This window comes from Aminipila sp. (assembly GCF_032051575.1).
Lineage (GTDB): Bacteria > Bacillota > Clostridia > Peptostreptococcales > Anaerovoracaceae > Aminipila.
In genome coordinates, this window is record NZ_DAMBYD010000003.1 from 92,457 (window position 1) to 116,488 (window position 24,032).

The window sequence follows — 24,032 nt, forward strand, 5'->3', positions numbered from 1 at the left end:
TTAACGAACAACTCGTTCCAATCTCTTAAGTGCTAGTGCAATGGTTAATCCTGGAATTACACGATTACCTGTTATTTCTACATCAAGCACTTCGTTAATCTTTTTCAATCGGTACTGTACTGTGTTGGTATGTATGCCCATAAACTCTGATGTCTTAGCACTATTCATACCTGCATCAAGTACAAAGGTTTCCAAAGTTTCAAGTAACTGTCTGCCCTTGTTTTCTTTTGCTTCTTTAAACGGTTCTAAAAGTTCAATATAATTCTTTTTAACATACCCACCCTGAAGCTGTATGTTGATGCAATTGCTTACAAGCGCAAGTTCGTATTTTGTAAATACTCTCTTATAGGGAAATACATTCTGAACAAATCCCCATGATTCGCTAATTAAACGATAAGCATCGGCTGCTCCTTCTATTCCGTCTAACCCAGTTACATGAAAAATTCTTACTGTTTTTTCTTCCTTCAACTTATTAAACAAGCTAATACAGCTGGCTCTTTTTGCTGAAGTTATTTCTTCACCCTGTATTTTTCTGTTTAAGATCATACCATAGGTTTCTTCACCTTCAGTAATCTTCATAATTCCTAAATCTTGTTCCTTCTCGAAGTTCATTAGGACTCTAAAGCCTTCCTCATTTTCTATGCCACGGGCAAAGAAAACACTTAAAATATCATCACTGTTGATTCCAGCCTCTTCTTTAAGTGTATATGCCAGACTCTTATTGCCCCGTCGTAATGCTTTGATAAATTCTGCCCGTGCATCTCTTTCTGGCGTATATTTCCACATACCCATAGCTAGTTCAATAATTTCAGCTAACTTTGTAATTTCTCCCGCAGAGTAAGAATCTTCATTATCAACAATAAACATAAAGTATTTCTCGCCGCCAATCATAACTGGACCCCAGTATGTCAAGACACCATTTACATCTATCATGGTGTATACGGCTGAACGTTCAACATCTCTTTCCCTGCCCAAATTAATTGCATCTTGTATAGTAGCTTTATGCCTTGTTTCAATAGAAAGGATTGGATTAAAATCCTCACTGAGCAAAATCAATTGAAAGTCATTATTAATAGCAGCTTCTCTGACTGCTGACTGGAAATTGCTATGCTTTTCAAAATTTAACAAGTGAAATATGGTATTGCTGATAAGTCTGTTTCCAAAATTATCTCCATAAAGGATATTTTCCATTACCTGCTTTATAACATCAGCATATTTAAGCTCTTTGTCATTTGGCATTACAATAATTGGAAGCCCTACCCTGTCAGCGGTTGCAAGTACTTCCTTTTTTAAATCAAGTTCAGGCGATTCAATATAGAACAATACCAGTGCTGCAGTTCCCGCTTCTGACAGGGTTCTAATTATCTCAATCTGCTTATTTTCGTCAGCCTTTAAATTAAAGAAACCCGATAGAACCATTTCGCTGTCATGAGCAAAACAACTCCTTACTTCATCGATTTCAGTCGTTTCTAATACGGAAACCGCTCTAACTCTTCCTTCAATTTTCTTGGTTCCTGCTACTATTCTTGCATTTTTAAAGATTTCTAAAGCAAGACAATCTTTTACTGTAACCTTCATAATATTTACCTATTTCTTTTCTTCATCTTTATCTTCGGATTCAACTTCAGATTCTTCTTTGGATTGACCTTCAGGTTTTATTTCAGATTCATCTTCCGTTTGTGTTTCTTCCTCAGATACATTATCATTCATATAGTCAGTATCAAAGGCTTCAAGCAAAGCTTTTTCCCTGTCGTCCGCTTCCTTTAAAAGCCTTTCTGTTTCTGCAGCTTCTACTGCATTGGCCTGTTTCTTTACTTCTTCTTTTTCTCTCACGTTATTTAACAATTCTTCTGCTGTAAATTTACCTGTGTAAAGCTGTTCGAACTGCTCTCCGTCAAGAGTTTCAATTTCAAGCAATGCCTTCGCAACCACATGAAGTTTATCCATATTTTCTGTTAGTATTCTTTCAGCTTCTTCAAAAGCATCCTCGATAATTACTCTGATTTCATCATCAATTTCCCTTGCGATTTCTTCTGAGTAATTTTTCTTTGTCTGATAATCATTTCCTAGAAATACTTCATCTGTAGAACTATAGTTAATAGGTCCTAATTTTTCACTAAATCCATATTTTGTTACCATGTCCCTGGCAATTTCTGTTGCCCTCATAATGTCATTGCTTGCACCTGTACTAATATCGTCCAGTGTAAGTTTTTCAGCAACACGACCTCCAAGAAGATGAACAATCTGTTCCCTCATAGTTATCTTTGTACCATAAGATCTGTCTTCCTTTGGCAGAATCATTGTGAAACCACCAGCTCTTCCTCTTGGAATAATTGTAATTTGGTGAACTGGGTCCGTCTTCGGAAGTGATCTGGCCACAATTGCATGACCAGCTTCATGGTATGCTGTAAGCTTTCTTTCTTCTTCATTAATAACTCTGCTTTTCTTTTCTGGACCCGCTATAACCTTTGTAACAGCTTCTTCAATTTCATCCATACGAATCTTTCTGCCATTTCGCCTAGCTGTCAGTAAGGCTGCTTCATTTAACAGATTTTCAATATCAGCAGGAGTAAATCCTGGTGTCCTTCTAGCAAGTACTTTTGGATTAACCGATTCATCAAGAGGCTTATTCCTTGAGTGAACTTGAAAAATAGCTTCTCTGCCCTTAATATCTGGAATTCCAATAACAACCTGTCTGTCAAATCTTCCTGGTCTTAACAAAGCAGGGTCAAGAATGTCAGGTCTGTTCGTTGCTGCCAGAATAATAATGCCAGTGTTTTCTCCAAAACCATCCATTTCAACCAGTAACTGATTAAGCGTCTGCTCTCTTTCATCATGTCCGCCGCCTATTCCAGCGCCTCTTTTTCTACCAACAGCATCAATTTCGTCTATGAATATGATACAAGGTGCGCTCTTTTTAGCCTGCTCAAATAAATCTCTAACTCTGGAAGCACCAACACCAACGAACATTTCAACGAAATCCGAACCACTGATACTAAAGAAAGGTACCCCTGCTTCTCCCGCTGTGGCTTTTGACAAGTACGTCTTACCCGTTCCTGGAGGACCTACAAGTAAAATACCTTTTGGTATTCTAGCCCCCAAATCACGATACTTTTTAGGATTTCTAAGGAAGTCAACAACCTCTGCGAGCTCTTCCTTTTCCTCATCCAGACCTGCAACCTCTTTATAAGTCACTTTCTTTAGTTCATCGTCTTTGTGTAGTCTAGCTTTGCTCTTGCCGAAAGACATAACCTTTCCGCCGCCTCCGCTCTGGTTCATCATAATAAACCAAAAGAAAACGAGTGCAAGAATCATAATTAGTGTAGGAAGCATCGATATATACCAAGGAGTCTCCTTTGGTTTATCGCTATTGTAAATAACTCCCTTTTCAATCTGTGGGTAAATGTAACTTTCATCAATCATGCTTATGTCCATAATTGAAGGGGCATAAGAAATGATTTTATCCCCATTTTTCAAAGTAGCCCTTACAGTATTGTTTGTAATGTTTACTTCTTTCACATTTTCCTTTTGCAGTTGGGTTACAAAATTTGAAAAATCTACTGTCTTTACTTCTTTTTCCTGAGGAACTCCCTGGTATGCCCATGCCATGACCAGCACAATAGCGAAGATAGCTACATAAATCCCCATATTTTTTGCTAATTTTTTCAACGGTCTAAATTCCCCCTATATGTCTTTTGTATATTTGCAATTAAAACTATACCTAAATTGTGTATTATAACCAAATTTATTGTACATTCACAAGATAGTTAGATTATTTTATCATAATTTCTCTAAATATTCAAGAAGAACTATATCCTTTGTGTCGTTATCTAACTTGTAATTTTCGCTAATCCTGCCCCTTTTCATACCAGTTTTATAACCACTTACATCATCTCCAATAATCCAGATTACTTCATCACCTATACAAACCATTGGAACCTGATCACGGCATTCCTTATATACTTTCTCATCTACAAACATATCTTGAAGTTTTTTTGTGCCGCTCATACCTAAAGGTATCATCCAGTCTCCCTGTCTTCTTGTTCTTATTTGAAGCATTACTTGGATTTCATCTATAAGCTGTTGTTCAAAGTCCTTATTTTTTTTATTTTTATCTTGATTTTCGATATAGTCGAAATACGGAGTATCCTTTCTCCATAGTTTTTCTAATAATTTGGATAAATCTAATGCAGCATATCTTTTTGTCCCATTTTTAGATATATCTTTTAAGTTACCCTCATTCTTTACTATTCTTATCATCAGTTTAGATTTTAATTCAATATTTGATACATAACCTAATGTTACAGGATCATTCTTAAAAAATCTTACTTCGCCATAAGATACAGCTACCCCATATCCCTTAGGGAAATCTGCACTAGCTGAATCATTATTTCCATCAATAATTTTGTCTGCAGATTCTAAATGCGCTGCTGTTATGCCTTGATCTAACCCTATGGTTTCAAAAGCTCTTTTTACTACTCTATGTCTGATAGCAAGATGCATTTCCTTAAGCTGCACCAAACTAAAAGATATTCCAGAAATATCTTCCTGTAAGCCCTCTGCTTTATCATTCACCACAACCGCAGCCTGCTCCATCGCCTCCTGCACCTGCATATCAAAATAGTCCTTATCGTCTTTTGCAATTCTGCTCAAACGGTTTAAGCCCTCTATAACATTGACATTAAATTCTTTCTCTAATTGAGGAATTAAGTTTAATCTTATTTTGTTTCTCGTGTAAATAGGCTGGCTATTGGTGTGGTCAATTCTTGGTCTTAAATTATTTTCCTGACAATAAGCTTCTATATCTTTTCTGGATACATCTAACAACGGTCTGATTATGGTGGTACCATAATCCCCTTCTCTGCTGTATTCAATCCCTGCTAAGCCACCTGTTCCAGTGCCTCTGATGATTCGCATAAGCAATGTCTCTGCCTGATCATTAACGTTTTGTGCAACTGCAATCTTAATCTGTGTCGATTTATATCGTTTATTATCAATTAACTGTTTTGCCACTTGGTAAAAAGATTGGTACCGCACAAACCTTCCGGCTTCTTCACTACTCATGCCCTTTTCCTCTGCTATAGAATTGCAGTCATATTCAAAGCTATGGCACTGGATATTTCTCTGTCTACACAATTCCTCAACGTATGCCTGATCCTCCTCCGCTGCACCAGGTCTAAATTTGTGATTCACATGTACTGCCGAAATTGTAAATTGAAATTCATCAGATAGATTCATTAACGCATTAAAAAGGCACACCGAATCAGGGCCGCCTGAAAGCCCAATGATGATGTGCTCATTTTTCTCGATTAAATTTTTATCTAAAATTGTTTTTTTTATTTTATTCTCTACCATAGTTTTAGTATATCACAATTGTTTACTGATTAGCAATCTGCTCTGCTAAATCATTTAAATATACCCATCTGTCCATTTTTTCTGTCAACTGTTCTTCAAGTGTTGATTTTTCATTCATTAGTTCCTGTAACTTAGTATAATTGCTGGTTTCTTTAGAAATTTTTTCTTCTGTTTCACTAATTTTTTGTTCAAGCTCTGCTATATCATTATCAATCGTATTAAATTCACGCTGCTCATTATAAGAAAACTTTAATTTCTTCAAATTATTATTGCTGTTATTGTTAGTCGGTTTATCTTGTGGAGAGTTTGTTTTTGAAGATGCATTCTTAACAGATAAAGCTTTTTCCTGTTCCTTACATTCTGCTTCCTCTAACTTTCTAATTTCCATATAATCAGTATAACCACCTGGGTAGTGCCCGATATGACCATTTTCTTCATAGGCAAATGTTCTAACTGCTATGCGGTCTACAAAATACCGATCATGGGATACAACAATTACTGCACCTGCGAAGCTATCTAAATAGTCCTCTAAAATCGTTAATGTATCAATGTCTAAATCGTTTGTAGGCTCGTCTAAAAGTAATACATTTGGAGCCATCATCAGTATACTAAGCAGGTACAATCTTCTCTTTTCTCCGCCAGAAAGCTTGTTTATCCTCACAGAATGTATTTGCTTTGAAAACAAAAACCTCTCAAGCATTTGAGCTGCGGTTATGGTCCCGTCCGCTGTCTCTACGTTGTAAGCAATACTTTGAACATAATCTATCATTCTCATGGATAAATCCATGTCTTCACTTTCCTGTGAGAAATACCCAATTTTTACAGTTTCGCCGATTTCTACAGACCCATTATCCGGAGTTTCCTGTCCCATAATCATCCTTAATAAAGTAGACTTTCCACACCCATTATCTCCGATTATGGCAATCCTGTCATTTCTAAGTACTGTATAGGTGAAATCGTCTATTAACAATTTACTATCATATGCCTTTGTAACGTTCTTTATCTCGATAACTTTCCTACCTAATCGACTGGACACAGAACTCATTTGAACTTTAAATTCGTCAATCATCAACTTGTTTTTAGCTAATTCTTCAAACCTTTCGATTCTGCCCTTTGCCTTTGTGCTTCTAGCCTGTGCACCTCTTCTAATCCATTCCAGTTCACGCTTATACAGCGTCTTTCTTTTACGCTCTGTGGCAAGTGCCATTTCTTCTCTGTCAGCTTTGTTTTCAAGGTATGAAGAATAGTTTCCCTCATGCCTATAAAGTTTCCCATCGTTTAGTTCTATGATACGGTTAGATACTCTATCCAAGAAATACCTGTCATGAGTAACCATAAAAATAGCTCCTTTAAAGTTCTTTAAATATCTTTCCAGCCATTCTATAGTATCACTATCCAAATGGTTAGTCGGTTCATCTAATATTAATAGTTCCATATCTACAACTAAAACCGCCGCCATGGCAACTCTTTTTTTCTCACCACCAGAAAGATATTTCACTGGCACATCAAAACTTGTAATACCTAAATCCATAAGCATGGCTTTACATTCATACTCTGAAGCCTCACGCTTATTTTCTTTTAAAGTTTCTAACACTTGTTCAAAAATCGTATTCTCTGAGTCAAAAACTGGCATCTGTGGCAAAAATCCAATCCTAGTGCCTTTTGTCTTAGTGATTGTTCCTTGATCTGCCTCTTCAATTCCTGCAGCTATTCTCAATAATGTGGACTTACCGGTTCCGTTCACACCAATAAAACCAATTTTATCTCCCTCATGGATGCTGAAGGACAAATCTGTTAGAAGCGGATTTTCTGTATATGATTTTGAAATATTAGCAGCATTAAGTAATATCATTCTTTTTCCTCATTATCTATATCTATTTAAAAAGTTTTAATTTATTGTACTTAAAATAAGCCCATTACGTTTCCTAGTTTACAGTAGTGTCACAAATTTTGCAAGCATCCTAAATTGTAATTACTCAGCCCTATAACAAAATATGGCTGCCACAAAATAGATTCATCCTTTTGCAGCAGCCATACTTATCATGTCATACAAAACATAGTACCGTATGATTCAATCTTTATTTACCATCATACCCCAAATAGTATATTGCATTGGCCATCATCCCATTTGTTGCATGGTTATAGTATCTAAAAGTTGGAACAATGCCAAACAATACGGCATCATAATCAGGTGTATTATCATGAACAATAGCATAAGCCCCTGCTATTTGCTGAGGTTCTGCCCAGAAACCTGCCTTATACATGCCTTCACCTTTGCCATAGCTTCCGCTTACAACGACCTGGCTATTATTAATAGCAGCAACCCACATAGGCTTGAAGGCAAATACTATTTCATTCTTTCCATAGGTGTAAGTAATAGGATCAGATTTTTTAGCGTCAAATGTGCAAATGCCATTTTCTGCAGTTTGTGAATCGTCTTCTCCAATATAACTCATTACAACATCAAGCTTGTCAATTTCTTTATTTAACATAGCACCTGCATAACCTGCACCAATATAATCATGATTCTTTGCAAAGCCAATCAGATTGGCTATTCCTCTTGAATCTAATGACCAAGTTGTGCCAGAAGCGTCATAACTGTCTTCCCATAAAGCCTGGCTTCCTGATAGCACTAATGCTTGAAAAGCATTTTTCTCTAAATCATAACCATGATTTACAGCATTGTATGAAATTTCTGTCACATCAAAACCAAGTTCCCTCATAGCAGAGAAAGTTCCGCCATCTTCTTCAATTACAGCAATTTTCTTAAGCATTAAAGGTTGAAGTGTTGCCTTCGTGTTACCAATTCCAGCAATATTAACCATATTTTTACTTGCTAGGTCTTTCAGCCTTTCTACAAGACCCAATTGTTCAGGAATGACAAAGGTACCTGAAGGATATTTAGAAACCATGTCCTTTGATCTGTAAACCTTGAAATCCTCTTTTACAAGAGTATTTGCCACAAGGTATGCAGCATCATTTTCAACAGGCATTATATAGTTTACACCTGCACCTTCGTTAAAATTTCCAACTGGAGCTAACACTTCCGTTACGTTTTTAGTTTCTGATTTAAATTCAGACTGAACTGCTGGTGCATCGAATCCATTTAACAAAGGGAAGGAATACGCTGAAATATCATACATTTGACCTGCCAGCTTCGTTACATCTTCGCCCTGCCAAAGCATGGTATTTGCAAGTCCTCTAAGTCCCTGATGCATAGGTACAATAAAAGTTCCCGCTGGATATTTAACCCCGCCAGCTGTAAAAGCTGCTGATGCCTGCTGTACAATAATACCGTTATCCAGTAAATGCTGAACCATTTCATAAGCTTCATAAATGTCCTTCTGTTGTTCCTTGTTTACAGGAATTATATACGCATAAGGAAAACTTACATCATGCTCAACTTCTGCGCCCTGAACACCTCTATTAAAAATTTCAAACTGATTTTTCATTAATGTTGCTTTGTTCTTAGCTGCATATTGCAGTGATGCATAACAAGCTGCAAAATCAGCATTTATGCTATCTTGATCAGCATACTTAATTTCGAGAGTATGACTGATTGTTCCAAAATACATAAAATATTGAGGAGTAAAAATTGGTGGATAATCATCCCAGCCATCGTCCCATATTTCTGATGGTATGTCAACATCCCACCCAGTTGCTTCCTTCATTGCTGCAGCCATATATTTAGCATGTGGTAATAAGCTTTTTGCTAATAAATCATATTCATAATTAGGATTATGCGGAATAGTACATGGTTCAAGTAAAATATTATCTGTTGTCATAAACCCGTGTAAGTCAAGCATTGTTGTTGGATACCAAGCGGTAGCAACATTCTTAACTATAGCCCGGGTTTCAGGCTGGCTTTGTGTTATGTAGTCCCGGTTCATGTCAACACCAGCTGCATTTTCGCGGACGCCTGAGGCTCTTCCGTCAGGATTCTGAACCACGTTAATCAAAACCACGCAATTCTTTAAAATATCCTGTACCTCAGCACTTTTGTCCGTAGTAAGTTTTTCTATAAGTTTTATAACTCCATCAACACCAGGAGTTTCATTGCCATGAATAGATGCGTTGAAAAATACAGGTACCTTGTAATCTGTATTTTTCTTTATATAGTCTATAGCTGTCTGAGGATTTTTTACTGCATTCTTCATAAAATCTTTATGTTTCTGCAGATTTTGCATCCCATCCGCATCTGTTAAAGTTACTAGATAAAGGTCCCTGCCCTGATTGGTCTGTCCGATTACTTGGTAATCCATAATGTTGGAGTTTTTATCTTTTATCTCTTTAAGTTTTGAACCTATTTCTGAATACAGAATTTGATTTCTTGGTAGCGGCTTTTCATAAGAATCACCTTGGTTGGTTGTTATCGTAGATGATTCTGCATAGCCAAAGCTTATTGTGCCCATTATTAGTGTCAAAGCTAGTGCTGCTGCAAATAATTGGGATAATCTGCCTCTGTTCATTGATTCTCACACTCCTTTTTTATTTTGTCTGTATACAATATTCTATTATGAATGCTTTTATTCTGCCATATCAAGGAGTAGTTGTCAAAGTTTTCTTAATTTTTAATTATTTTAATAACTATTCTAAAACAGCAGTTATTATAGTCATATCATCCCTTTCCCTGATTCCATATGCTTCGATAGCTCTATTCATAATTAAATCAGATATGGTTTGAGGATCCGTTGACTTAATACTGCTAATAACTTCTTTCAACCAGTTCATTTCCAGATCAAGTCGGTTTGCATCGGATACTCCATCGGAAATCATAATAATCTGGTCACCTGGGCGCAGCCGCACATTAATAAAGTCAATATGCAAACCGTCAACAATGCCCATTGGCAGAGCTGCCATCTTAACGGCGGCCACCTTATCCCCTCGTTTGATAAAGGTGGCTGCAGCGCCTATTTTAAATAATCTGAGCTTTCCACCCAGTTTGTCTATCAATGCCAAATCTACAGTTGAAAAAATTTCATCATCTTCCTGCTGTAGCAAAATATTATTAACTGTTTTTAACGCTAATTTCACATCAAAACCTGAACTAATTAAATCCATTAATGTAGATACTGCCAAACTGCTTTCTGCTGAAGCGGCCTTTCCTTTACCCATGCCGTCACTAATTAATATACCATACTCATTTTTAGAAATATCTTTATACTGAAAGCTATCTCCTGAAACCCCTGCAGTCTGCCCATAAGCAGAATGGCCAATTTTAATGTTAAACCTGGGTTGCGGTTCTATCCAGGACGTTCCATGGTTAACGGATTCCATTTCATTTTTTAAACTTTCCGTGACCTGAGCCATTCCCCTGAATTGATAGGATATGATTGACCGATTACTTCTGGCATTTCCATAAAGGTTTGCTAATCGGTCAAAGTTACGATAGTGCTCGTCCAAAACCTTTAGAATTTGATCCTTTGCCTCCATTTCAGAATGAGCACTCTCTTTTTTAATTACAGAAAATACTTTTCTTATCTCCATTAAACTCCTTCTTGGAATTAGAGCCATTACAGCAGATGCTGCAAGTGGCTCATAAGGAGGAATAAATAATTCAGGATAAGTAGTTATCATGCCTAAAACTAAACAGGCACCACTAAAGCAGACTGCTGCCATAGCTTTGCTCTCCTGTGAAAATACACCAGCAGTGAATCCTCCTGCCAAAAATACCATTACAATAGCAGGTGTAAATCCTGTGCATAATATCACACAAATTGCAGAACTTGTCCCAGCTATAAGTCCTGCCCCTATACCACCACAATAACCAAATAACAATGTCAAGAACAGACCTCCCATTAGAGGCAGTGATGCCTTTGATGGATCTAATCCCCACACTCCAGTTCCGCACAGTATCAGAACCATTACCGCTGCTGTGGATCCTATAGCTTTTTCTGCACTAAGTTCACTTCTTTTATGTACCTTTATTTCACTATGCTTAATAAGCTTAGCAAATGAAAAGAAATTATTAAACGTGAAAATAAGCACAAAAATTAAAATCACTTCTGCTAATAGCATAAAAATACTTAATCTATAAAACATGTGCTTTAATATGTAATATGAACAATTACAGCTTATTGCTATTATAGCTGCTATTACTGCTCTTGCTGGTAAATCAATTCTACGATTTCCAAACACTGTGAATACTATAGCGCTTACCAACAATGCCGCTATGTCACCATAAAATAAATAATTACTGCCATAATAGGTTATACTTCCTAATAGCATTGGTATCACTAAATATAGATTCAGTCTATTTCTATACATAAGCACCGTCACAAATGCGATTCCACAAGGAAATAAACTATTTAAAACCACTACCCTGCATATAAGAAATGACATAGCCACCAATCCAGCTATTTGAGCCAGTCCAGTAGCCACCCTCTCTCGTGACCTTACCATTTCCATCATTACACCCCCGCCTATCTGCTCCCGCAATAACATGTCCAATATTGACTTTATTGTTACATTATATCTGTGAGGAAGAGTAAAATTTGTCCAAACATGTAACGAATACTTTAAAACGTTCTATTTTTTTGCCTATTTTCCGACAGTTAATGAAAAAAAAGACTTGTTTGCGAGTATTTTTACTCGAAACAAGTCTTATCCCTTTATTTTGTTCTCTATTTTTTATTCAATATATTATAGATTACAACAGCTGTCTCCGAATGAGATAAAGTATTACTACCATTAAATCTTCCTTTTGGGTCCCCCTTCATTATGCCAAGTGCATACACTGCTGAAGCATAACCTAGATAAGCTTTATCAACTTTATCTGTATACATATTTTTAAACACAGATGACTCTTTTGCCAACTTATCCACGCCAAGATATCGGGCAATATACTTTGCTGCCTCTTGTCGTGTTATTTTTGCGTTTGCATTAATTTCCGCTTTGGTGATAATATCACCGTTTACTAACATTTTATAGAATTCTTCATCATCTGTATAATAGTTCTGTTCAGGCGAATATAAATATCTAAAAAACTCAATCTGTGTTGTAGCCGCCTTTGGTGCAAATTTATCACCTTTCAGATAATAACCATTATTTTTTAGTTCTTTTATAGTCTTTTCTGCCCAATTCCCAGCTATATCCGTATACTCTCCGGATTCTGAATCACTAAAAGCTTCTCCCCTATAATCCAGACGTACTCCTTTAAACGCATCAATAATATAGGTTCCATCTTTTAGGAAGTCATAGGCTAAAGCAACTTTCCCATCCAAATCTTTCGTGTATATTAATCCAAAGTTTCCAAGGTTAGCTGCTATATCAAAAGCTTTCTCTTTTCCTATAGCTCCGTTTAACTTAGGAAAAGTTACGTTTTCATACCAAGTCCTTGAATAGGAAATCACGGTTCCATTTGACTTGTTAACTGAAATAAAAACTGAATTATCGTCAAAGTTTATACCATTGTCCTGCCTTGTATATACAAAATTATAATCGCTGTATTTGTTATCTATTGTGTTTTCATTTGTCCAGACAAGCTGTTGTTTTTTATCTGCGCAAACTTTATCCAAAAAACTCTCTGCTATTGTTTTTGCTTTTTCTAATCCAATGTCGTTCTTTGAATTATCATCTACGCTGCTGTTAAAACCAATTAAAGTTCCAGATTTTGCATCTAAAGTTACAAAATCCTTTTCGTAATTTAAATGCCACATATATTCTTGATTGGGTCCCCAATCCTTTCTTAAGGTTGATGACACAAGTTTTTGGCTGCCTATAGAACTAAACAGATTTCTAGCAGTTTTATCTGCCTGATTTTTATCAATTAAATTTTGAGTTTTTTGAATTTCCTTTAATTCCTCTTCCGAATATTCTATTTCGCCTGCCTGGCTATCCGTCGCCAAAGCCTCTTTCCCTGCACCTTTCTCAACAGCATTTCTATATATCACATAATCATTGTAAAGCTTTATGATTTTTCCAGTATTAGCATCTATCGCTCTATTGGATCCGTCTGTTTCATAAGCTGCAAATAATTTTAATGTTTTTTTAGAATAATTATAATCTGCAAAATATTTTAATTCTGGGCCAAGTTCTGAAAGATATATCTTCTTTGCTTCTTCCTTAGTAATGGCCTTTTCTTTTGAAGGATACTCCGTAATTGATAAATCCTTCAAGTCTGAGTTGCAATTATAATTTGAAAGTTTCCCTGCATACTTATTTATCCCTATGCTTGCACTGACAAAATCGCAAGGTATATCGTTCACATATAATCTATAGGTAAACGTATAATCCAACCCGTAATCATTAGCCAAGTTATCCTCTAGCTTATAGCTGCCCATCGTATTCGGAATTAATTTCTGTAGATAACTAGTTGCAATTTTTTCTGCTTGTGCTTTTGTTATTTTAGCTAATCCCTTGGCTTCAAATTCTGGCCCATAAGAGTAATAAGAAGTAATAATACCTTTATCCGACACAGTTGCTGCAACATTGGAAGAATGTTCTGCATCAGACCAGTTCAACTGCATCATACTGCCCTTATCGTTTCCCTCATCATAATAATATTCAAATTCACTTAACGTCTCCGGTATTTCTATCACTTTTTTAACCGCTGCAATAGCCTTTGTTAATTGTGTGCTATCAGTAGTTCCAGCAAAAGTTACCGCTGATGTAGTAGCTACGGTTGACAAAATCAAAGTAAATACCATAATCGCACTTAATAATTTTTTCATATTCCCCTCCTGTAATAATTATTTAGATACTATTATGACATTATTCTTTTCTAATTTGTTCCATAATTTAATTATTTTTTTCCAATTTATTTAATTCCAAAAAATCTTTTAGAATTTTGGCAAGTAATTGCTCCTACAGCTTCGTACTCCATCCCCTTAATTTCTGCCACTTTTCTAGCAGTGTACTCCACATAAGGAGACATATTCTGTTTCCCTCTAAAAGGTTCTGGGGTTAAATATGGTGCATCAGTTTCAACCAATAAAAATTCAATCGGAATATGTTGAACTACTTCGACTCCCTTTCTTGCATTTTTATAAGTTATTGGACCTGCCACAGATAGTGTAGCCCCTAGCTTTATATATTGCTGTCCTATTTCCTTGCTCCCTGAGAAACAGTGAAGTAAAACTCGGGCATCTGGCAGCATTTCACCGTCAGGGCCTGGTCTCTCAGGAAACCAGCTTAATCGCTCATTGGAGAAGGCACCTTCTTCTTTAAGGATAGTCATAACTAATTCATCTGCTTCTCTGGAATGTATTACGATTGGCATCTTTAATTCATTGGCAAGCTGTATCTGTCTTCTAAACCACTCCTCCTGAACATCTCTTTCAGAAAAATCATAGTGAAAATCTAGTCCAATTTCTCCAATTGCCATAACTTTATTTTTCTTTGCTAATCCTTTTATCATCATTAGCTGCATATCATCCATATCTTTTGTATCATGTGGGTGACATCCCACTACAGCATAACACCATGGATATTTTTCTGCGTGTTTCACAGCTAATGCAGAGCTTTCTAAATTAAAGCCCACGTCCATTACATAAGAAAGCTCTGAGGCTTCTATTTTTTCAACTAAATCTTGTCTGTCTTCCTCTGTAAGGGTTTCATTGTTTATATGTGTATGTGAATCAAATAACATGTTTACCTCCATCATGTCGTTAATTATAAAATCTATCTCCCTATATTACCACTTTTGCCTATCCATGTCTTAAATCATTTAAAAAATATGTAGTAAATCCTATTGCAAGCATTGTACTTCCAAGTACTCCATACGCTATTACATATTCAGAGGCTGTTCCTGCAATCTCAAAAATACCCATTAACATACTTCCTATAGTCAGTGTGGCAACTCCAGAATTGTAAATATTAAATGAAATACGAGATATATTTTTGGCTTTTGGAATGAATAGAATGGCTCCATAAAACATCATTCCTAAAATAAGGGGACATAAAAACATATATGTCATATAAAAGGACTGAACTCCATGACCAAAATGGTTGTATGTAACAGCAAACAATACACAAAAAACTGTTGCTATTGTCATGCCATAAAACCCTTTAATTAGGTTTGTTTTTTCCTTAATATCCAATATATACAATATCACTCACCTCACGTTCGCCTGATTTTCTTCCATCTGTGGGATTATTTATTACTTTTCCGTTAAAATACATGGTTGAAGAACCTCCACCATCTAAATTATATGCTTCAGTGCAGCCATAATTTTTCATTAATTCTCCAAGCTGGTAAAGTGTTAGCCCTTCGCTTTCTTCCGTTCTCCCATCAGAAACCACCATTATGTAATGCAGGGGAGTAATCATTCCAATTGCCGTTCGGGGATTACTTGTTTTAGCCTGCTCAACTTCCTCACTTTGGCTGACAACCAGATTTCCATTCTCAATTAATCCCGGTCCAAAAGAAAATATCTGTACTGCACCTGTCTCTAGTAAATTATTGGCATCTTGTTGACTTTCAGTTATAATATCACAATGGCCATCATTGTAAATTACAAATGACTCGTCATCAGAATCACCATAAGTATTGCGGTACAAAGTCCCATTGCGCAATACATATCCATAATTTCTAAAGCCATAGTAATCGCCATTTATTGCAAGAATGGCATTATTTTGTTCTGCCATGTCAGAAGTTGTTTCTTTTATATTTCTTCCGTAGGAATTATCTGCAAATGCAGACTTTAAATAGGCTACGTTGCTCACTTGAATATCTGCGACATATACGGTAGTATTCTGCACCCGTTGTTGTGCCACGTTAATGCTAATATTATCATCCTTGTATTGCGTTTCTTCAATAGCTGCTGTCGTTGGCCTTGTTTCTTTAATTGTCACAGCACTTTTCTTTGTTTCTGGATTGCTATTTGAATATACACCACCGTCTTTCACGTTAGGAATTTGTGTGGACTTTATAACAAAGGTGTTTAGTAGTACAAACGCTGTAAAACTTATTAAAATTATCCCATATGTAATGGCCCACCAATATGGTGGTTTTTTGCTTTTAATATCTAATCTGTTTTTCATATTTTTCCAACCTTCTAGCATTGCTCTTTTGCTATTTTATTTTTAAAAATTACTTTTTTCTGAGCAAAACAACTAAAAAGAAATAATATGATCTCCACAATAATTTTTGCTATAAAACGGTTTGGTATAATAGTATCTACTAAAAGTGATAGGAGTAAAGTATTTAGAACTAAAATGACAACCGCAAGAATTGCATATTGTGTAGCTGTTTTCAAAACATTACCATCGTCTTTAAAAACAAACTTCCGATTAAGAGAATAATTAATCATTGCACTAACAATTCTAGCTGAAACATTACTTATTCCAATACCTAAATTTACGGGCATCCCCTGTGTAATTATAATTAGAACAGAGTATAAAATGTAATCTACTAGAAATCCGATTCCAGAAGAAAAACTAAATTTTATTATGTCTTTGTAGATTTCATATGAATCTTTAATCGGATGAAAATGCGATCCAATATTTTTATCTAGATATATGGTTTCGATGGGTTGTTCATAGATTGTTCTTTTATCCTTTGTCCAATTAAGCAGCATATTCATTTCATATTGGTACCTATTTCCACCAATTTGCAGCATATATAATAGTTGTTTACTTTGAAACGCTCTTAATCCGGTTTGCGTATCTCCTACTTTTATCCCTAAGGATAATTGAAATACTTTTCTTGTAACTGAATTTCCAAAACGGCTCTTCAATGGTACTTTACCTGCAAATTCTCTGCTGCCAAGTATCAGTGCGTCTGGTCTGGCTTGAGCGGCTTGTGCTACTGCTACAATGTCCTCCACCTTATGCTGTCCATCTGAATCTGCTGTTACTATTATTGCTTCATCCTTACAAATACTTTGAATATATGAAAAAGCAGATTTTAAAGCGTACCCTTTACCATGATTTGCTTTATACGATATTACATATGCATATTGTTTTGCTTTCACAAAAATCGGTGTGTAGGCTTCTCCACTGCCATCATCAACTACAACAATTTTGAATTCAGTCTGAGAATTTACATTCTGCAGCAACTGAATCATTTCCTCATCTGGCTCGTATGCTGGGATTACTAAAATAACATTTTTTCTATCTGCCATAAAATCGTCCTCACTTTCCTCTCTCACTTTTTAATTTAAACTTAAAAGGTGAAGGGTTTATAAAAGTCTCATGACAATAGTATGGTAATTATTTGTTTTATTATTGCTATATAGCAATAATACATATAAACTATATGGAGATAATTAGTTATTATCCGAGTAATAAATTTGTTTAACAGAAAAGGGGAGATTATGAAAAGTATTATAGTTTATTATTCTTTAGAGGGGAATTGCAAATTAATTAGTAATACCATAGCAGCAGCTATTCATTGTGATGTCTTGGAATTAAAACTAAAAAAGCCTGTACCTGTAAAAGGGCCTATGAAATTTATAACTGGCGGCAGAAGTGCTATGAGAAAGGCATCTCCTGAGTTAGCTACCACCATACCAGATTTATCTGATTATGAATTAATCATTGTAGGTGCTCCGGTTTGGGCAGGTACATTTGCACCTGCTATCCGTACGTTTGCTTCGAAAGCTCATGTTGAAAATAAAAAAATGGCCTTTTTTACCTGTTGTGCCAGTGGTCCAACAGAAAAATGCATTAAAGATATGAAGGCTGTCTTTGAAGGAAATACGGTTCTCTCTGATATCAGTTTCGTCAACCCATCTACAAAAGATACCGAAAAGTGCATTGACAAGGCCAAAATCTGGGCCCAACAATTTATCAGTTAGTAAAATCGTATATAATGAGTAATACTTGATAAAATATTGCCTTTTTATTTCCAAAATTTGTATCGTATATAGTAGCAAGCTTGGAATTGCTACTATATTCTTTATTAAGACTCTTTATTAAGTTATAGGAGTTTTTTATCGTTATAATGGCAATTGCAACTTACCTAGAATTTATTACAAATCTTCAAATTCTGCCTATGTATTTTTTCCATATGTTGTGACTGAAAATTCATTTCTTTTTTTGCTAATAAGTTATTCAAATAATCAATAGTATCTTCTATATCAGCCTCTGTCAGATATAAGGTATGGCTTGCAACTATTTTACTAGGCTTATAATTTAAATAATTTTGCAAAGTTTTTACATATGAACCAATATCAGAATCTTCGACATGAATAATTGGTTTTTCTAAATTATCTCCAACATATAGTATCTTTTCTTCTTGGTCAAATACAGAAATGCTGTCTTTGGTATGCCCCGGACTGTGAAAAACTTCAATCCCCTCATTATGAAAAATTATTCTCTCTTTAAATGTTATATTGGGTAAATGTTTCTCCGCTTTTCCTAATATATACTTTCCATGTTCTCTTATTTGCTCATCCCATGATTGGTTTATCAATTCTCTGCATAATTCATGACTTATAATATCATTTTTTTTAAAACTGCAGTTTCCCCAAAAATGATCCCAATGGGAATGCGTATTGATAATCACTACTTGTTTTTCTATTGAACTCTCATTTATTCTTTCTAGAATCGGTTCCATACGCTTAGTCCCACAAAAAGTGTCAATTATAAATATTTTCGTCTCACATTCAATAAAAAAAACACTTGTTATATAATCATCAAGATCGTCATAAATATATGCCGTAGCATTATGACTAATCCGCTTAATATCCATTTTCTTTTTTCCTTTCAATCTGCATTATTTTTTATACCATGCTTTAATCCTATCACACCTACTGGGTTAATAATAGTCTTGCTCTTAACTCTAATTATATTAAAAAAGCTTGCAATGCAGTATTTTACTGCATTTACAAGCTTTTTTGTTAATATTCCTCTGTCTCTAACTGTTATATTGCCATTCTGAAATCATTTGTTTTCAACGGAAACCTGATATTTGATAATATCTCCTACTGCCTGTTTCATGATGTCGTAAGAAATGTTTTCCCCCTGATCTCTTAGTTGATAGGTTATCCCTTCGTACTCCCATGTAAACATATGATCGGTTTTAATCTCAGTGGGAGGCTGAGTCATATCATACGTCCAAAGGCCATCGGAATCCTTCACAAGCGGATATTCCGGGCTGGCCTCTTCATAATAATACACCTTAGTACCCTCAATATTAAGTTGCTTCCTGTTATCACCATTTCTTTCAGCACAATAAATCAGATAATCTTCATTTGTCATTGCCAGAACAAGTGAAGCATCACCGTTACGGTAAAACAGTGAACACGTATTACCAGTTGCATCTCCAGAAATCATTTCTCCTGTAGTATAATCTTCCGCAATGATATTAGGTGTTTTGTACTTAAATCCGATATCTTTATCCTCTAGCAGCCTAATAGCCTCCCCTTTCTTTACTTCAGTTTCAACCTGCACGGTCTTGTACTTACCATCTTCTCCTTTGACCACATCATAAATCAGCTTTGTTATCCCTTCCTGTCCCCACGCCCTAACCGACGGGTTAACCGCACATAACACTGTTAATATCAGAGCAAAACAGCAGATTGAAACAATCGGTCGTCTCATTTTACTGCAAGTTCTCTCTTGATATCGTTTTATAATCTCTATATTTCCTTCCCCCTCTGATAATCTTCCTTTAATTAAATTGAAACCTCCAGCTGTGGGCTGAATCCCTTCTACCCTTCTAAACAAAATTTTTCTAATTTCTGAATTTAATCTTTCATCACTCTTCAAAACCGTCACCTCTTTCAAATATATCCTGTGCCAAAAAATTCCGTGGACTGTGCTTTTAACTCTTTTTCTAGTATTTTTCTGCTGTTATATAGCCTTGATTTTACTGTCCCCTGAAAGCAATTCATGATTCGGGCGATTTCCTTGACAGATAGGTCGTTATAATAATGCAGAATCACTGTTGTCCTCATGGGCAGACTCAGCCGATTAATTACATTAAGTAGGTCATTGTTCTCAATATCTTCAAAACAGTTGTGAGGATCTTTCATACTGCTTTCATAGGATTCTAACTGATCATGAGAAAACTTTTTTTCACTATATATCATTTTCCAGCTATTTCTGACCAATATCCTATAAAACCAAACTTGAAAGGCCTCCGGAGCACGAAGCGTATTTATATCCCGAAAGCACTCATAGAAAGTTTCCTGAAGAATATCTTCCGCTAAATCATATCTGTTTACAATCGAAAACGCTGTTCGAAGAGCTTTGGTCGAGCAGGTTTCATAAAGTTGTTCAAATGCGGACAGGTCGTCCCCCTTTTGGCAGCGGATAACTAAGTCAATATCAACCATTGTGTTATAACTCCTTTCATTTGGTGCACCATATATAAAGGGAATTTTTATATCAAAAAGGTTCATTTTTTTATGTTTAAAGAAAGTGGGGCTTTTCCCCTGGAAAAAAGCCCCACTCCCTTTTAAACATCTATTAATTTCATTATCTTTATCTTATTTTTTTTTACTTGCAATTTTCTTAGTTCTTGGTGGTTTTGGTGGTTTTGGTGCTTTAACCGTTGCAAAATTGTTTACTAACGGATAAGGATGTTCCTGAATTATCGGTACACGCTTTCCAATCAGCTTTTCAATATCAGCGAGAAGTGGCTTCTCATCAAAATCGCAGAAAGATATAGCTACCCCTCCAAGTCCAGCTCGTCCAGTTCTTCCAATACGATGAACATAAGTCTCTGGTACATTTGGAAGTTCATAATTGATTACATGTGATAATTCGTCAATGTCTATACCTCGTGCTGCAATATCAGTTGCCACCAGCACCCGTAGTTTCCCTTCTTTAAAATCATTTAGTGCAGTCTGCCTTGCTCCTTGCGATTTACCGCCATGTATAGCCTGTGCAGAAATTTTGACCTTTGCAAGCTGTCTGGCAACTTTATCTGCTCCATACTTTGTTCGTGTAAATACAATGGCAGATACTATAGACTTGTCCTTTAAAATGTGTACTAGCAAATCTTTTTTATTTTGTTTATCTACGTAGTAAAGTCTTTGTTCAATAATGTCTACAGTTGAAGATACTGGTGTTATCTCAACTTTTGCTGGATTGGTTAAAATGGAGTTTGCCATATTAGCAATATCTGGAGGCATAGTTGCAGAAAAAAGTAACGTCTGTCTCTTTTTGGGAATTAAAGCTATCAGTTTCTTTATATCATTAAGAAAACCCATATCCAACATACGGTCTGCTTCATCCAAAATAAATATTTCTATATGCTTTATATCAATAATCCCTTGATTTATCAAATCATTAAGTCTGCCTGGTGTTGCCACCAAAATATCTACTCCCTTTTTTAACTGAACCTCTTGCGGTTTTTGAGAAACTCCTCCAAAAATAACGCAAGCGTTTAATTTTGTATATTTTCCATAAGCACAAAAGCTTTCATAAATTTGTAATGCAAGCTCCCTTGTAGGTGTGACAACAAGCCCTCGAATTTTTTTCTTTCCTGACTGTAGTTGTTTTTCCTGACTTAATAATTGTAGAGTGGGTATAGCAAATGCTGCTGTTTTCCCTGTGCCAGTTTGCGCACAACCCAGCAGATCCTGTCCATTTAAAATTTTGGGGATTGCTTGTTCTTGTATTGGTGTCGGTGATTCATATCCCTCCTCACTTAAAGCCTTCATAATTGAATGCATAATATTTAATTCTTTAAATTCCATTTTATCTCCCTAACCCTAAGGTCTCACTAAAAATAGCTTCCGATTTAAGAGCAAATCGGAAGCTATTTTCTATTGCTTTAATTTATATTCTTTAACTTACGGTGTTTCCGTCTTCTGCATCTGTGCTTACAAATTCAAGTTTTTCCCCATTGTCTGCAAACATAATCATCCCTTTAGATTCTAATCCTCTAAGGGCTCTAGGTTTTAAGTTAGCAACCACGATAACTTTTCTACCTACACATTCTTCAGGCTTGAAATGAGCCGCTACACCTGAAATAATCTGGCGGATTTCTGTTCCCATCTTAACCTTGAAAACCAGAAGTTTATCTGCTTTAGGGTGCTTTTCTGCTTCAAGAATTGTCCCTACCCTAAAATCAATCTTATCAAAATCTTCAAATTCGATTTCAGGCTTTAATTCAAGTGGAATATTTTCAGCTTCTCCACTGGCAGCTTTCTGCATTTCTTCCAACTCAGCAAGTTCCTTTTCGATATCAAGTCTAGGGAATATAGCATTACCCTTCTTAACCTGTTCGCCACTCATCATTTCAAATTCAAGTGCATCCTCCCAGATAGGGTCCGCAAACCATAATCCCATCTGTTTTCGAATTTCCTTTGAAGTAGTATGCATAAATGGATAAATTAAGACAGACACGATTCTTATTGTCTCTGCTAAGTTGTGCATTACAGTATTCAGTCTGTCCTTAGCTTCTTCATTCTTTGCAAGAACCCAAGGAGCATTCTCATCAATGTATTTATTGGCTCTTCTAACTACAACCCAAATTTCTTCAAGTGCAAGGTTAAACTGGAACTTATCCATGTATTCTTCCACTTTTTTAGCTGCTCCTGTTGCAATTTGTTTAAGATCTGCATCATAAGCAAATCCTTCTTTGCCTGCTGTGCAATTTTCATCACCACAAACAGGGAAAGTACCACATAACGCATCCGGAACTACTCCTTCATTATATTTTTCAATCATGGAAACTGTTCTTGAAACTAAATTTCCAAGGTCATTTGCCAAGTCATAATTCATTCTCTTTAGCATTACTTCGTTAGTAAATACGCCATCCTGCCCAAAAGTATATTCACGAAGAAGGAAATATTTTAAGGCATCGACGCCATATCTTTCAATTAATTTAACAGGGTCTACCACATTGCCCTTTGACTTGGACATCTTGCCGCCTTCGAGCAATAACCAGCCGTGCCCTAGAACCTTCTTGGGAAGAGGAACATCCATTGACATAAGCATTGCAGGCCATATAACCGAATGGAATCTTACGATTTCCTTACCTACGAGATGAACATTCGCAGGCCAGTATTTGTCATAGAGTTCCGTATCATCACTACCATAGCCAAGAGCTGTAATATAGTTCGAAAGTGCATCAAGCCATACATAAATAACGTGTTTTTCGTCAATCGGTACGGGTACTCCCCAATCAAATGTTGAACGTGATATACATAAATCTTCAAGCCCCTGCTTAACAAAAGCAATCATTTCATTTCTTCTTGTATCTGGCTGTAGAAACTCAGGATTATTTTCAAACAAGTCAATTAGTCTGTCCTGATATTTCGAAAGTCTGAAGAAATAGGCTTCTTCCTTTGCTGGTTGTACAGGTCTGCCACAATCTGGGCACTTTCCATCTACCAGCTGACTTTCTGTCCAAAAAGACTCACAAGGTGTGCAGTATAACCCTTCATATTCTCCTTTATAAATATCTCCCTTTTCATAAAGCTGCATGAAAATCTTCTGCACTCTTTCTACATGGCGGGATTCAGTAGTTCTAATGAAGTCATCATACGATATTTCCATAGTTTTCCATAAATCTTTTATGCCTTCAACAATCTTGTCCACGTACTGCTGCGGCGTTATACCTTCTTTATCCGCAATAGTCTGGATTTTCTGCCCGTGCTCATCTGTTCCTGTCAAAAATCTCACATCATATCCCTGTAGTCTCTTAAAGCGTGCCATAGCATCTGCCATTACTGTGCAGTAAGTATGTCCTATGTGCAAGTTGGAGCTTGGGTAATAAATAGGCGTTGTAATGTAATATGTGCCTTTATTCGTCGTCATATCTAAACTTCCTTCCT

At 36.0% G+C, this 24,032-nt stretch carries 17 protein-coding genes and 1 pseudogene; 1 reads left to right on the forward strand and 17 read right to left on the reverse strand.

Annotated elements, in window-relative coordinates:
* The 12 genes and pseudogenes from RTW14_RS04525 to RTW14_RS04575 all read right to left on the reverse strand — a co-directional run bounded on the left by RTW14_RS04525 (position 1) and on the right by RTW14_RS04575 (position 17,420).
* Positions 1 to 1,578 carry a PucR family transcriptional regulator gene (locus RTW14_RS04525; RefSeq protein WP_312648507.1) on the reverse strand — a complete coding sequence of 526 codons (1,578 nt, stop codon included), beginning with the start codon at positions 1,576 to 1,578 and terminating at the stop codon, positions 1 to 3.
* A gap of 9 nt (positions 1,579 to 1,587) precedes the next feature.
* Positions 1,588 to 3,669 carry an ATP-dependent zinc metalloprotease FtsH gene (gene ftsH / locus RTW14_RS04530; RefSeq protein ID WP_312648508.1) on the reverse strand — a complete coding sequence of 694 codons (2,082 nt, stop codon included), beginning with the start codon at positions 3,667 to 3,669 and terminating at the stop codon, positions 1,588 to 1,590.
* A 111-nt stretch (positions 3,670 to 3,780) separates the two neighbouring features.
* Complete coding sequence (tilS, locus tag RTW14_RS04535) at positions 3,781 to 5,355, reverse strand: tRNA lysidine(34) synthetase TilS (RefSeq protein ID WP_312648509.1); 1,575 nt, start codon at positions 5,353 to 5,355, stop codon at positions 3,781 to 3,783.
* A 22-nt stretch (positions 5,356 to 5,377) separates the two neighbouring features.
* Positions 5,378 to 5,953 carry a hypothetical protein gene (locus tag RTW14_RS18790; RefSeq protein WP_442871561.1) on the reverse strand — a complete coding sequence of 192 codons (576 nt, stop codon included), beginning with the start codon at positions 5,951 to 5,953 and terminating at the stop codon, positions 5,378 to 5,380.
* Positions 5,927 to 7,207, reverse strand: a pseudogene (locus tag RTW14_RS04540) (ABC-F family ATP-binding cassette domain-containing protein); the annotation flags it as partial. The gene RTW14_RS18790 and the pseudogene RTW14_RS04540, both read right to left, overlap by 27 nt.
* 226 nt (positions 7,208 to 7,433) lie before the next feature.
* On the reverse strand, positions 7,434 to 9,824 hold the full coding sequence (locus RTW14_RS04545) for a M14 family zinc carboxypeptidase (protein ID WP_312648511.1): 2,391 nt from the start codon (positions 9,822 to 9,824) through the stop codon (positions 7,434 to 7,436).
* Between the two features lie 118 nt (positions 9,825 to 9,942).
* Positions 9,943 to 11,766, reverse strand: coding sequence for a SpoIIE family protein phosphatase (locus RTW14_RS04550; protein ID WP_312648512.1), 1,824 nt, complete (start codon positions 11,764 to 11,766; stop codon positions 9,943 to 9,945).
* Between the two features lie 212 nt (positions 11,767 to 11,978).
* Positions 11,979 to 14,027, reverse strand: a complete 2,049-nt coding sequence (locus RTW14_RS04555; RefSeq protein WP_312648513.1) for an S-layer homology domain-containing protein — start codon at positions 14,025 to 14,027, stop codon at positions 11,979 to 11,981.
* A gap of 86 nt (positions 14,028 to 14,113) precedes the next feature.
* Positions 14,114 to 14,944, reverse strand: a complete 831-nt coding sequence (locus tag RTW14_RS04560) for a TatD family hydrolase (RefSeq protein ID WP_312648514.1) — start codon at positions 14,942 to 14,944, stop codon at positions 14,114 to 14,116.
* Positions 14,945 to 15,002: 58 nt separating this feature from the next.
* Positions 15,003 to 15,404 (reverse strand): hypothetical protein, encoded by a 402-nt coding sequence (locus RTW14_RS04565; protein ID WP_312648783.1) that lies wholly within the window; start codon positions 15,402 to 15,404, stop codon positions 15,003 to 15,005.
* Positions 15,385 to 16,338, reverse strand: coding sequence for a phosphodiester glycosidase family protein (locus RTW14_RS04570; protein WP_312648515.1), 954 nt, complete (start codon positions 16,336 to 16,338; stop codon positions 15,385 to 15,387). Before RTW14_RS04570 ends, RTW14_RS04565 begins: the two co-directional genes overlap by 20 nt.
* Positions 16,339 to 16,352: 14 nt before the next feature.
* Positions 16,353 to 17,420: a bifunctional glycosyltransferase family 2/GtrA family protein gene (locus tag RTW14_RS04575; RefSeq protein ID WP_312648516.1), complete on the reverse strand. Its 1,068-nt coding sequence runs from the start codon at positions 17,418 to 17,420 to the stop codon at positions 16,353 to 16,355.
* 192 nt (positions 17,421 to 17,612) lie between these two features.
* On the opposite strand from RTW14_RS04575, the gene RTW14_RS04580 reads away from it, so the two are divergent.
* On the forward strand, positions 17,613 to 18,095 hold the full coding sequence (locus tag RTW14_RS04580) for a flavodoxin family protein (RefSeq protein WP_312648517.1): 483 nt from the start codon (positions 17,613 to 17,615) through the stop codon (positions 18,093 to 18,095).
* A 164-nt stretch (positions 18,096 to 18,259) separates the two neighbouring features.
* Here RTW14_RS04580 and RTW14_RS04585 read toward each other — a convergent pair whose 3' ends face one another.
* From RTW14_RS04585 to metG, 5 genes are all read right to left on the reverse strand, one after another.
* Entirely contained in the window at positions 18,260 to 18,991 is a 732-nt protein-coding gene (locus tag RTW14_RS04585; protein ID WP_312648518.1) for an MBL fold metallo-hydrolase, read from the reverse strand.
* Between the two features lie 191 nt (positions 18,992 to 19,182).
* Complete coding sequence (locus tag RTW14_RS04590; protein WP_312648519.1) at positions 19,183 to 20,010, reverse strand: hypothetical protein; 828 nt, start codon at positions 20,008 to 20,010, stop codon at positions 19,183 to 19,185.
* Positions 20,011 to 20,024: 14 nt separating this feature from the next.
* On the reverse strand, positions 20,025 to 20,579 hold the full coding sequence (locus RTW14_RS04595) for an RNA polymerase sigma factor (protein ID WP_312648520.1): 555 nt from the start codon (positions 20,577 to 20,579) through the stop codon (positions 20,025 to 20,027).
* Between the two features lie 153 nt (positions 20,580 to 20,732).
* Entirely contained in the window at positions 20,733 to 21,947 is a 1,215-nt protein-coding gene (locus tag RTW14_RS04600; protein WP_312648521.1) for a DEAD/DEAH box helicase, read from the reverse strand.
* 91 nt (positions 21,948 to 22,038) lie between these two features.
* Positions 22,039 to 24,015, reverse strand: a complete 1,977-nt coding sequence (gene metG / locus RTW14_RS04605; RefSeq protein WP_312648522.1) for a methionine--tRNA ligase — start codon at positions 24,013 to 24,015, stop codon at positions 22,039 to 22,041.
* Between the last annotated feature and the right edge of the window lie 17 nt (positions 24,016 to 24,032).